This window comes from Bizionia sp. (assembly GCF_048259285.1).
GTDB classification, from domain to species: Bacteria; Bacteroidota; Bacteroidia; order Flavobacteriales; family Flavobacteriaceae; genus Algorimicrobium; species Algorimicrobium hallyeonense.
This window is the reverse complement of sequence record NZ_JBLXHU010000015.1, coordinates 33,413-45,803: the sequence shown is the minus strand read 5'-3', so window position 1 is coordinate 45,803 and position 12,391 is coordinate 33,413. Positions and strand designations below refer to the sequence as shown.

The 12,391-nt window shown below is 34.7% G+C and carries 12 protein-coding genes; 2 read left to right on the top strand and 10 right to left on the bottom strand.

Features of this window, described 5'->3' with window-relative positions:
• Positions 1-5 precede the first annotated feature (5 nt).
• Positions 6-1,274, bottom strand: a complete 1,269-nt coding sequence (locus ACN0QX_RS09095; protein WP_417196497.1) for an MFS transporter — start codon at positions 1,272-1,274, stop codon at positions 6-8.
• 414 nt (positions 1,275-1,688) lie between these two features.
• On the opposite strand from ACN0QX_RS09095, the gene ACN0QX_RS09090 reads away from it, so the two are divergent.
• Positions 1,689-2,300, top strand: a complete 612-nt coding sequence (locus tag ACN0QX_RS09090; RefSeq protein ID WP_417196494.1) for a hypothetical protein — start codon at positions 1,689-1,691, stop codon at positions 2,298-2,300.
• 153 nt (positions 2,301-2,453) lie between these two features.
• Here the strand turns inward: ACN0QX_RS09090 and ACN0QX_RS09085 are convergent, their stop codons facing one another.
• The 4 genes from ACN0QX_RS09085 to ACN0QX_RS09070 all read right to left on the bottom strand — a co-directional run bounded on the left by ACN0QX_RS09085 (position 2,454) and on the right by ACN0QX_RS09070 (position 6,205).
• The gene (locus tag ACN0QX_RS09085; RefSeq protein WP_417196492.1) at positions 2,454-2,813 is read right to left on the bottom strand and encodes a DUF6686 family protein; all 360 of its coding nucleotides are present in this window, start codon (positions 2,811-2,813) and stop codon (positions 2,454-2,456) included.
• Between the two features lie 58 nt (positions 2,814-2,871).
• Positions 2,872-3,966 carry an OmpA family protein gene (locus tag ACN0QX_RS09080; protein WP_417196490.1) on the bottom strand — a complete coding sequence of 365 codons (1,095 nt, stop codon included), beginning with the start codon at positions 3,964-3,966 and terminating at the stop codon, positions 2,872-2,874.
• Positions 3,967-3,987: 21 nt separating this feature from the next.
• Positions 3,988-5,679, bottom strand: coding sequence for a single-stranded-DNA-specific exonuclease RecJ (recJ, locus tag ACN0QX_RS09075; RefSeq protein WP_417196488.1), 1,692 nt, complete (start codon positions 5,677-5,679; stop codon positions 3,988-3,990).
• Positions 5,680-5,776: 97 nt separating this feature from the next.
• On the bottom strand, positions 5,777-6,205 hold the full coding sequence (locus tag ACN0QX_RS09070) for an OsmC family protein (protein WP_376858407.1): 429 nt from the start codon (positions 6,203-6,205) through the stop codon (positions 5,777-5,779).
• 121 nt (positions 6,206-6,326) lie between these two features.
• Between ACN0QX_RS09070 and ACN0QX_RS09065 the strand changes: the two genes are divergently transcribed.
• Positions 6,327-6,917, top strand: a complete 591-nt coding sequence (locus ACN0QX_RS09065) for a carboxymuconolactone decarboxylase family protein (protein ID WP_248397044.1) — start codon at positions 6,327-6,329, stop codon at positions 6,915-6,917.
• Positions 6,918-6,987: 70 nt separating this feature from the next.
• Here the strand turns inward: ACN0QX_RS09065 and ACN0QX_RS09060 are convergent, their stop codons facing one another.
• The 5 genes from ACN0QX_RS09060 to ACN0QX_RS09040 all read right to left on the bottom strand — a co-directional run bounded on the left by ACN0QX_RS09060 (position 6,988) and on the right by ACN0QX_RS09040 (position 12,368).
• Positions 6,988-8,715, bottom strand: coding sequence for a M28 family peptidase (locus ACN0QX_RS09060; RefSeq protein WP_417196486.1), 1,728 nt, complete (start codon positions 8,713-8,715; stop codon positions 6,988-6,990).
• A gap of 39 nt (positions 8,716-8,754) precedes the next feature.
• Positions 8,755-9,327 carry a uracil-DNA glycosylase family protein gene (locus ACN0QX_RS09055; RefSeq protein WP_417196546.1) on the bottom strand — a complete coding sequence of 191 codons (573 nt, stop codon included), beginning with the start codon at positions 9,325-9,327 and terminating at the stop codon, positions 8,755-8,757.
• Between the two features lie 63 nt (positions 9,328-9,390).
• Positions 9,391-10,749 (bottom strand): dihydrolipoyl dehydrogenase family protein, encoded by a 1,359-nt coding sequence (locus ACN0QX_RS09050; RefSeq protein ID WP_417196484.1) that lies wholly within the window; start codon positions 10,747-10,749, stop codon positions 9,391-9,393.
• 124 nt (positions 10,750-10,873) lie between these two features.
• The gene (rsmI, locus tag ACN0QX_RS09045; RefSeq protein WP_417196482.1) at positions 10,874-11,542 is read right to left on the bottom strand and encodes a 16S rRNA (cytidine(1402)-2'-O)-methyltransferase; all 669 of its coding nucleotides are present in this window, start codon (positions 11,540-11,542) and stop codon (positions 10,874-10,876) included.
• Between the two features lie 94 nt (positions 11,543-11,636).
• On the bottom strand, positions 11,637-12,368 hold the full coding sequence (locus tag ACN0QX_RS09040; protein ID WP_248397035.1) for a hypothetical protein: 732 nt from the start codon (positions 12,366-12,368) through the stop codon (positions 11,637-11,639).
• Positions 12,369-12,391 lie beyond the last annotated feature (23 nt).

The window sequence follows — 12,391 nt, the reverse complement described above, 5'->3', positions numbered from 1 at the left end:
ATTTATCATTCCGCATTCTCATGCGCTTCCAAATCGGCTGTTAAATCTAACTTTCTAAACGAAGGCGAAACAATTCCAGTGGTAACTGCTGTAATTAAGGTCATGGTTCCGCCAAAAACAACGGCTGTTACAGTTCCCATTAATTTTGCGGTAACGCCACTTTCAAAAGCACCAAGCTCGTTGGATGAGCCCACAAACATGGAGTTTACTGATGCCACGCGACCACGCATATTGTCGGGTGTTTTAATTTGCAATATGGTTTGTCTAATTACCATAGAAACACCATCGGTTACACCACTAAAAAATAGCGCAACTACCGAAATCCAGAATATAGAGGACAGTCCAAAAACAATTATACACATACCAAAACCAAACACAGCCGCTAATAACTTCATTCCCGCATTTTTACTAATGGGAATATAGGCTGTAATTAACATGGTTAAAAAAGCACCAACGGCGGGAGCCGCTCGTAGTACACCAAATCCTTCGGACCCGACATGAAGAATATCTTGTGCAAAAATGGGCAATAAGGCAATGGCGCCACCAAATAAAACGGCAACCATATCCAAGGTTAAAGCACCTAAAATAGCTTTAGTTTTAAATACAAAATTCAAACCTTCTTTTAAACTTTGCATCACAGGTTCGCCTATTTTTGGGTTTAAAATCGGTTTCTTTTTTATTTGCGTAAGTGTTATTAATGCAAAAACAACAAGTCCGAAAACAAAACAAAGCGACCAATGCACACCAATAACACTTATTAAAACCCCAGCTGTTGCAGGTCCTAAAACCGATGCCATTTGCCATGTAGAACTACTCCAAGTAGCGGCATTTGGATATATTTTCTTGGGAACAATTAAAGCAACCAATGAAAAAATAGTTGGCCCGAAAAAGGAACGTAAAAATCCACCAAAAAAAACGAGCGCATAAATAGAATATAAAATGGTATTGGAAGACCAATCTGCTACAATTTTTGGCCAAGTTAAAAGAAATAAGCCCAAACTTATTAACGAAAATAATGCCATGCAAACAGCCAATAAATTGCGTTTTTCACGTTGATCCACAATATGTCCAGCAAATAAAGCCATGGTTAAAGCTGGAATAATTTCCATCAAGCCAATAATACCAAGCGATAACGGATCTTTTGTAATACTATACACTTGCCATTCAATAATAATAAATTGCATAGACCATGCAAATACTAATGCAAAACGAAGTACTAAAAAAATATTGAATTCTTTGATACGCAAGGCTGCGTATGGATCTTTTTTAGACATACTTGTTTCCTACAAAAGCAGGGACCTTTTTATTTTAAAACTACAAGTTTATTTAAAACGTTGCAGATAATTATTGATTTTTATTCTATTAAAATATTATCATTTCAAATGAAGTAAAACACGTTTATAAAACCGATTCCAATCCAAGAGAAAAAAAGAAAGCACAAAAGTACAACACGAAGCCTTTCTAATAAAACCTTTTAAGACGAAATTAGTTTTAATGGTCCAATAAATTGGGAATTTTAAGTTGCGAGCTGTTGAAACTAAATTTACAAGTCATAAAAGTTTTGGACGGCACTCATTCTGACAAAAACGGATATATATTTTTAAAATTCAGTTTCAAATGAAATCAAAGTATAAAACAAGCAACGCAACCTTTAAACGTATTGTGCATCTAACTATAAAAAAGGAAATATGTTTAAAAATTTATTGAAGGTTATAATAATTGCACCTTTTCTAGTAGCAACTACCTGCGAGGACGACCTTGAAGCGGACAAATTGGTTTATAATGTTTATAAAGCAAATGTATCCACTGATTATAGTTACTCCATTAATGATACAATTTGGGTACGTGGAAAAATTTCTAGTAATCTATTTAATGCGTCTATTAACGATTCGATATTTATGGAAATTCCACAATCAGACCATTTTTCAATTTATAAATTTATTGAACCCACGAATGTTTCAAACTGCCAAGATGCAATTGATTCGTTTGAGTTAGTTAGGACTAATGGACAGCTTACATTTTCAAATTACTGCGAAAATGGAACTATAATAGCCTTTCCTGAACTTGAGAATAATCGGGAGTTTTATAGTTATAGAATAGGTTTAAAACCCAAATTTAATGGTGACTATGTAATTAGTTGGCGTAATGGAATGCTTCAAAACTCCAATAGAAATGAATTTATAATAGAAAACTATCCTATAGAAAATTTCCCGAATCAAATTGGATTCAATAGTTGTGGAGATGTTTCTTGGAGATATTTAAATGAATCTGACAAAGAATATTATTTTAAAGTTGAATAGAACATTTTATAATAGGATATAAATTGGTCTATTAACACAAAATAAATCGCGAAAATCTTTACTGCTTGTTATAATATTCCAACCACAAGTAGGTTCAGGTTATATTAGTACAATAGGCAACTAATTTTATAGTAAGCCGAAATTTTTACACTATTAGTTTTTACACAAATGATTTAAATAGTCGTTTAACTCCAATTGAAACAAGGTGCCTTTTAATAAGTCTTCTAATTGTAATAATTCGGTTTCGTTTACTGCTAAACTTACTTTATCACTAGGAGATTTTATCATAATACGGCGTTTATCACAGTCTTCACGACAACAAACATCGGTTTCCAATTGTTTGGTTGCGTAAATACAATTATAAAATTCTTTAATTTCAACTAAAGATAAGTAGAATCCCATATCTCGGAATACTAATTGTACTTTTTTTGGCTTCTTTTTTTGTTCGGGGAATTTCCATTGAAAAGCAATTCCAAAGCTATTATGATATATTTTATGAATGTCATTTTCCATGCTTGCAGGTTTTAAACTATGCAAATATAAGTTTATTTAGAATAAATCTAAATAATAATCATAGTTTTATAAGCTTAAATTCTACACGTCTATTTAAGGCGCGCCCAGCCTGGGTAGCATTAGTAGTTTGGGGAAAGCGATTGCCAAAACCACGAGCTTTAATACGTTCAGGCCGTAAACCTTTCGAAATTAAATACAAGGCTACTTCTTTAGCGCGAAGTAAGGATAATTCATCATTACGTTCCTGTGTTCCTACATTATCCGTATGACCATAAATTTCAATCTGTAAACGCTTATGGTTGTCTAAATAATTGTATAATTGATCTAGTTCTTGTACAGATGACCCTAAAAGTTTATGCTGATTAAAATTGAAAAACACTTTTCTTAAAGCGTAAACCTTATCGGTTTCTAACGTTTGGTCAGCCTCTATGGTTTTCACTTTAATATCAACAGGGTCGGCAGGTTTAAAAGCTTCCAAACGGATATCGTCCAGATAATAATACGCTGCATCTGGATTTTTAGATTTTTGAACTTCATGTTTCGCTATTTTGGCATTTTTATCAAAATTTCCAATAATAAAAAACCGTTCGAATCCTTTCGCTGTGTATTCAAAAGTTACTTTTTCCCACGCATCTTTTTCAGTATAAAATTGTTGACTGCTTATACTTATAAAATGACTATTCTTTTCGTTACTTAAAACCTTATTGATATTAATAACCGCTTCCGATTGCATTTTAAAGGGTTTACCTAAAAATAATATCCCTAAATCTTTAATGGCATGACTGGAGTTTTCCGCAAGACTCACATAAAAAGTCATGGTATATTTTTCTTGAGCAGTCAAAGTTTCTAACAATTCACCTTGAATATACTCCCGATAATTTTCTGGTGCTAAAACATACACTCCACTATAAGCTTTACCCGTTCTAGCCTTTTGACTTCCAAAAAAATTTATAAACCCAACCGTTTTACTACAAGCATGAAAATAATCTGTTGAACCCCAATTTGGCGTAGACCAATGTGTAACCAAATGATTAAAATTTCCAAGCAATGATGGGCAACGCTTATAGTCTTCAAAACTTGGGTTGTGTACTAAATTTTGAGATATCGCAAACTGGAAAATGAAACCAATAACAAGTGTTAATGAACTTTTCATGATACAATAGTTTATGCACTTTTACTTAATATCCCGTAATTTCAATTGCAAGGACACTTGATTATTCCAATGATTTTCATCAATAGAATATACGGCAGAAAAAGGTTTTTTATCTGTAATTATATCCAGCTTATCACCTAACCCAAAACCTATGCAGACTAATGTATTGGTGCGTTCTGGATTGGTAGCTGTAATCCGAAGGTGACTTTTATCTTCACCAACACATTTGCCATACCCGGTATCATGCAGGTTATCTGTCATAAAAACTGGTGACATATTGCCTGGTCCAAATGGCGCAAACTGTTTTAAAATGCGATAGAATTTCGGCGTTATATCAGTTAATTCAATTTGAGCATCAATTTTAATTTCTGGTGTTAATAAGGATCTGTCAATAGTTTCTGAAACCACATCTTCAAAAGCTTGTTTAAAAGCTTCGTAATTTTCGGATTTCAAGGTTAATCCAGCTGCGTATTTATGACCTCCAAATTGTTCAATATGATCTGCACAGGCTTCCAAGGCATTGTACACATCAAAACCACTTACGGAACGTGCTGATGCTGCTAACCTATCACCACTTTTGGTAAACACCAAAGTTGGCCTGTAGTAGGTTTCTATTAATCGAGACGCTACAATACCAATAACACCTTTGTGCCAGGCTTCGTGATATACAACGGTTGTAAAACCGTCCTGCTCATTATTGGTTTCTATTTGCTGTAGCGCTTCAAGGGTGATTTGTTTATCGGTTTCTTTTCTATCTGTATTGAAAAATTCAATTTCCTCCGCATAACTTTTTGCTAATTCAGGATTGGTTGCCGTTAATAAAGTCACCGCATAATTACCGTGTTTCATACGTCCAGCGGCATTAATTCGCGGCGCAACAATAAAAACCACATCGGTAATGGTTAAATGCTCCTTTTTTACTTCAGCAATAATAGCTTGAATGCCTGGTCTGGGATTGCTATTAATAACATCCAAACCTAGTGAAGCCAGTGCGCGATTTTCACCTGTAATAGGTACAATATCAGCGCCAATAGCCGTTGCTACTAAATCGAGATATTCGGTTAAATCGGCAGTTGTTTGCCCCTGTTTAGCAGCTAAAGCTTGAATGAGTTTAAACCCAACACCACACCCACATAATTCCTTATATGGATACGAGCAATCGTCTCGTTTAGGGTCTAAAATAGCAATAGCTTTTGGTAATTCTGCTCCTGGTCTGTGGTGATCACAAATAATAAAATCAATGCCTTTTTCGTTGGCATAAGCCACTTTATCAATAGCTTTTACGCCACAATCTAAAGCAATAATGAGCGAGAATCCATTATCTTCTGCAAAATCAATACCTTTAAAAGACACACCATATCCTTCATCATATCTATCAGGAATATAGGTTGCTACATTTTCAGTTCGGGTTTTTAAATAAGAACTCATTAAGGCTACAGATGTCGTGCCATCCACATCATAATCGCCATAAACCATAATGTTTTCGCCAGTTTCTAGTGCTTTTTCAATTCGTGAAACCGCAATATCCATGTCTTTCATTAAGAATGGATCGTGTAGATCTTTTAAACTTGGCCTGAAAAATGTTTTGGCAGCATCATAGGTTTCAATACCACGTTGCAATAGTAAGCTAGCAACAATGGGTTCCACGTTGAGTGCTTTTTGCAAAGCATCCACATTTTTAGATTCCGGTTTTGGTTTAATGGTCCAGCGCATGGCTTTGTTTTTTATAGTTTTGCCGATTAGATTATCATCTTAAAAAAAACATTATCAAAAAAGATTCTGCATTTTGCTCTAAATGACAAAGTGAAAATTATTTATTATGATAGTGAATACTTGTTTTTACAGTAGCGAATTTTCGAAACATTTCCATAACCCCACAGTATTTTTCAACAGATAAATCGACTGCCTTTTTAATTTTATTTTCATCTAGATTGTCACCATAAAAATGATATTCGACAGAAACACTATGGTAATATTTAGGATGCTCATCGGTTAGTTCGCCATAGGTATCCATTCGGAAATCGGAAACTTGTACTTTCATTTTATCTAAAACAGACACCACATCCAATCCTGAACAACCTGCTAAAGCCGAAAGCATCATGGCTTTTGGTGATAAGCCTGAACTATGACCACCATGTTCTGGACTGGTGTCCATTAAAACCGTTTTCCCATTTGGGTTATCCGATTCAAATTGTAGATTCCCTTTCCAATGTGTGATTACTTTATTTGTATTTGCCATGTATGTTGATTTTTTTGTTACTTGTTAGGATTATAACTTAATTCTGAAATAGGCATAAATTAAAACTGTTTTCAGTTCAATAATGCTTGTTTATTCAAAAATACCAATAAAAAAATAGACTATGCCACTTGTAACACCATTATCCGCAGACCACGATTTAGAAACTAAAGAGTTAGCCGAATTTTTTAATGAAACACTAGGTTTTTGCCCAAACTCTGTATTAACCATGCAACGCAGACCGGCAATTTCCAAGGCGTTTATAAACCTCAACAAAGCGGTTATGGCCAATGAAGGTCGTGTAACATCTGCTTTAAAACGCATGATTGCCTGGGTTTCAAGCAACGCAACAGGTTGCAGGTATTGTCAAGCTCATGCCATTCGTGCTGCGGAACGCTATGGTGCAGAACAGGAACAGTTAGATAATATTTGGGACTATAGAACACATCCAGCTTTTTCGGAAGCCGAACGAGCTGCTCTCGATTTTAGTTTAGCCGCAAGTCAAGTGCCAAATGCGGTGGATGAAACCATTCAAAAGCGCTTACACCAATATTGGAATGAAGGCGAAATTGTAGAAATGTTGGGCGTTATTTCACTGTTTGGCTATTTAAATAGATGGAATGACAGCATGGGAACAACTTTAGAACATGACGCCATAGAAAGTGGAAATCAATTTTTAGGAAAACATGGTTTTGAGGTTGGGAAACACGTGTGATTAGAACCTAGATTTTAGACCGCTTTGCTTTTAGAGATTTGACAAAACCTTACTAGAAATAGTGAGGTTTTTATTTACTCAACTCCAAAAGCGCAGCTTCTGAAGTTGCCCGAACCGAAGCTTGTGCTTTATCGATAGCTTCTTTTAAAGACGTTGCTTCTGGCGACATATCACTTGTTGTGGCTATGGCTTTTACATACCAATCTTCCCAAGCTTTAATAATTTCAATTTGTTCCGCAAGCTTATCACCTTTCTTAATGGCTATTTTTCCTTGTTTTAATTCTTCATGCAATCTGGAAATAGCTGCGGTTTCAATATGGGTAATTATTGTTTTAGCAGTTGTTGCATCAGAATTCAACAAAGTATACGCAGATAGCAATGACGCTGTCCCTACATTTTTAAGCGTTTCTTTAGATACTTTATCCAATCTGTCGTTATCCGTATGATAAAACTGATCAGTAAAATGCCAAAACAAGACACTTGGAATATTACTTCGTAAAAAAGGCATGTGATCGCTTCCTCCTTCAAACGGATTAGTATTAACTTCCCAATTGGCACGTTTGCCTTGAGCTTCAAATTCACCAATTACAAAATCGTTTAAATAATGGGGTTTCATTTGGTCTAAGCTCATTTTACTTCCGCCCCATTCTGAATGTTTATCATTACCACGAGTCCAAATAGCACTAGGATCTGGCATTTTTTCTATTAAAAAAGAACCACCTGTGATGTCTGTATTTTCGCCTACCATGTCCAAGCTAATTCCCCATTTTATATCTTGAGCACGCATTTTATCCTCTTGGACATAACGACCTGTGGATACAATTTCGTCTCCCCAAAGAAAGGTTAATGTTCTGGTAGGATTCCATGTATTATTTTTTAATAATTTCGCTGAAAGCATTGCCATTTCCAATGCAACACCAACGCCTGTAGCATTATCGTTGGCACCCGGTTCCTGAACATGCGCGCTAAAAACCAAGCGCTCATTGGGTAGTTTATTTCCTTTAATATCAGCAACAATTGTTAGTTCTTCCGATTCGTATATTTTAGTTTCTATTTGAACATTTAAAGTAATTGGCCCATTAGAAAGTGATTCTTTTAAACGCTCTTTAGCTTGATAAGACAAGGCAATTGCCCAAGGCTTTAATTTAGAATTTAAAGGAATGGAACGAAATTGAATAGAGGTTGTATTTTTTTCTGGTTGTAAATAGGATGGGTTATCATAGGTCATTAAGCCAATAGCGCCACCTTTAACAATGGCATCATTATAAATGCGTGATGGACTGGTTTCAGCGAAAACAATTTTTCCTTTCACATCCATTTTTTTTAGTTTCTGAACATCTTCCACATAAACCACTTCAGCAGTAACTCCTTCCTTTGGCGTGCTGTAGGAATTTAAAGCCACCATATTTCGGTTGGTTTTATGTGCTAAAAGCGGTGCTTCTTTGCTGTTAAAGGTTACGAGGGCATCTACCATTTCCCACGTAGGATTTTTTAATGGACGCTTTTCAATTCGGTAGGTAAGTCGGTTGTTTGGTTTTGCTTTTTCTTCTAAAATGAAACCAGCACTTTCTAAATTTTGAGCGATGAAATGAATACTTTCATTAAATCCTTTATTTCCAACCACACGCCAGTATTTTTCAACAAATGCTGTGGTTTCGTATGCTAAATCGCCTGAAAAACTAGTTATAACGGTTTGCTCTAAACTTTCTTTTGTGCTTTGTTTTTTTATGGCTTGTGCTTGGGTTAAGCTTGAAAAAGTTACACTGAAAAGGCCAAGAAATAGTATTTTTTTAATCATGATAATTGGGTTTTAACCGAAAAAATAAAGATAGATTTTTTATTTGATTAGGCTATGGACTTTTGTTTTTAATATAGGTAAAACTTCGGTTTGAAACCAAGGGTTTTTAGTTAACCAAAACCGATTTCTAGGCGATGGGTGTGGCAAGGGTAAATACATGGGCAAATAGGCTTGAAAATTATCAACGGTTTCTGTAAGTGTTTTTTTAGCACTACTTTTTAAATAATAGCGCTGTGCATACATACCAATGAGTAGAATTAATTCCACATGCTGCATTTGCTTTAATAATTGTTGATGCCACTGTGGTGCACATTCTGGCCTTGGCGGTAAATCCCCCGATTTCCCTTTTCCTGGATAACAGAATCCCATAGGCATAATGGCAAAATTTTCGGGGTTATAAAATTGTTCTTTGCTAACATCTAGCCAATTCCGTAATTGCTTTCCGCTAGCATCATCCCATGGAATTCCGGAAGCATGAACTTTAGTCCCTGGTGCTTGACCTATAATGATAATTTTAGAATTTTTATGAGCAGTTACTACAGGTCTTGGACCTAACGGCAAATGATCTTTACAGATGGTACATTGACTAATGCTATGAAGTAATTCTTGCATGTTTTTCATTTCAATATTTAAAGCAATTTGGTAATATATTGATTCTCTTTTTGCTTTCAATATCTATTCATTTTCCATCATCGTTTTCATATCTATAACATAAGATGGATAGGTGAAAACCATACGCTTAAATTCTTTTACCGTCATTTTATTATAAATAGCCGTTGCAAAAACGTTGATACTTTCATTGGCTTCTGAGCTTAAAATATGAGCACCTACAATTTCGTCAGTACGTTCATTAACTAGAATGGTGTAGGCATAGGTGTCTTCATTTTCTTTTTTAGCATTAAACCAATTACTAACTTCACCTTGATACACTTTTACATTTTTATAACGCGCTTTGGCGTCTTCTTCACCATATCCCACCGATGATAAATTGGGTGTTGTAAACACAGTCGACGGTATGCATGGAACATCAAATGTTTTAGATTTTTCTTTAATTATATTATGTCCAGCTATATAACCTTGAAGTCCAGATAGTGGCGTTAATGCTAACGATTTATTGGAAACATCACCACAAGCATATACTTTTGGATGCGATTTACTTTGCAAGTAATCATTGACCACAATGCCATTATGATCTGCTTCAACAACGGCTTTTTCAAGATCTAAAGCCGCAATGGCAGGAACTCTGCCTGCCGAATTAATAACTAATCGCGATTTGTGCGTGGTAACTTCGCCATCAATAGAAAAAGTAACTTTTAAATTCTTTTTTAATTTTTGAACACCTGTTACATCCGCATTAAAAATAAATTTCACACCTAAACTTTCAAGTTTAGTAATTAATTTTTTTACTAAAAATGGATCAAAATTAGCTAGAGCTGTATTCCCTTGTTCTAAAATGGTAACCTGACTTCCTAGCGTGGCAAGCATACAAGCAAATTCCATGGCAATATATCCCGATCCAATGAAGGTAATAGATTTTGGAATTTTCTTTAAATCCAATACGTCTTCACTCACTTTTAAAAATTCGTTTCCCTCAATATCTAACGGTCTTGGAATATTTCCGGTGGCAATTATAAAATAATCGGCAGATACGACTTTGCCTTCGACCTCAACTTCATTTTTACTGATAAATTTTGGCGATTGGTGGTACAATGACATACCTAAATCTTTTAAGTTTTGTTCTGTTTTTGGAGGAATGGGGTTTGAAAAAGAACGTCTGAATTTTTGAACTTGCTTCCAATTTAACTTCGGATTTTTTTTAACGCCTCGTCCTTTTAAATTGTTACTTTTATATACTAATTGCGAAAAATGCAACAATATTTTTTTGGAATCGCAACCCCTATTGGCACAAGTTCCACCAAATTCTCTAATATCGGAAATAGCGACGCTTAAATTATTTTCTCGGCATATTTTTGCCGCGGTTTGTCCGGCAATACCACTTCCTATAACGAATACGTTGTAATGCTTATTTTTCATAATCTTAATTTGTAGTGATTAAGATACTGAAATTTTAGACAGATACTGTTAGGGAAAATTTAAAGTTTGCAACTGGAGCTTCGTACTACAAAAAAGATTTCCATAATTGTTTTTTAAACAAAATTTACTTTTTACCACCTACAACTACCACAATTTCACCTTTTGGAGGTTTGTTGGTGTAATGTTCTAAAACGTCCTTGGCATTGCCACGAATGGTTTCTTCATAGAGTTTAGAGAGTTCTCGGGAAACAGAAACAGGTCTGTCTTCTCCAAAATATTCACAAAAATGAGTGAGTGTTTTAATTAGTTTATGCGGACTTTCGTAAAAAATGATGGTTCTAGTTTCTTCCGCAAGAAGCAATAAACGTGTTTGACGTCCTTTTTTTACGGGTAAAAAGCCTTCAAAAACAAACTTATCATTTGGCATGCCGCTATTTACTAAAGCTGGCACAAAAGCAGTTGCGCCTGGTAAGCAATCCACTTCAATATTATTTTCAATACAAGCTCTGGTTAATAAAAATCCAGGGTCGGAAATAGCAGGTGTCCCAGCATCGCTAATTAAAGCCATGGTAACACCACTTTTTAATTTATTAATTAAACCATCAACTGTTTTATGCTCGTTATGCATGTGGTGCGATTGTGATGGTGTATCTACATCAAAATGCTTTAATAGTTTTCCAGAAGTTCGGGTGTCTTCAGCAAGAATTAAATCCACTGATTTTAAAACATCTATGGCTCTAAAAGTCATGTCTTGCAGATTACCAATAGGTGTTGGAACAATGTAAAGTTTCATAAAGCGAACTGATTTCTATTTAGATTTCAATCTTCTGATGTGTTTCAACATTCAAAATCATGCGTAATAAAAGATAGGTTGAGAAATATTCTAGTTAATCGAATTTGCTTTCAACAAGTTCCATAAAACGCGTTTCATAAACCTCTTTACCTTCCCAATTATTATAATCAGGTTTTACAATGTTTAAAACTAAGTTCTGAACCTCCTCCACTGAATTCAAGGTGTTTATTTGCGAAATCACACGGTTGTAATCATCGCCTTCACCATTAAATAAATGTTTAATAAAAGCTATTTTATCATTAAGCCCAATTACCAAACCTTTTTTAAGTTTATCGTTAAGGGATTTCTTTAAATTAGCATCCGTTTTTTTAACGGGATCAAAGATAGGTTGGTTATCAAAACCAGCTGTTATATCATCCAAATCAATTTTATGAACTTGGGTTTTTGGGGTTGCCTTTTCAAAAAGTGAATCCACCATTTGCGCTTCATGAGGCATTTGGGCTACCATATCTTTTATTTTTTCAATGGCAGGTTCCATAATTTCTTCGTGTTCAGACTCATCAAGATTTATGTAGGTCTTATCTTCAAATTCAATATTGTCGCTCACTTTATTATTAAAAGCTACATCTAACATATCAAAAAATGACGAATCGTTACCAATAGTAGGAATATCATCCTCAAAATTTTCTTTGGCAAATTTTAATACCGTTAATTTTTCATATAAAGCAGCCACTTCTAGATGCATTTTATTTAAATCATCTTTACCTTTTAATTTTAAGATTCTATGTGCAATACTCATTAATTCAGCTTCTAACTTCTTCTTCATAACTTTTTAACTTTAAAACCTAT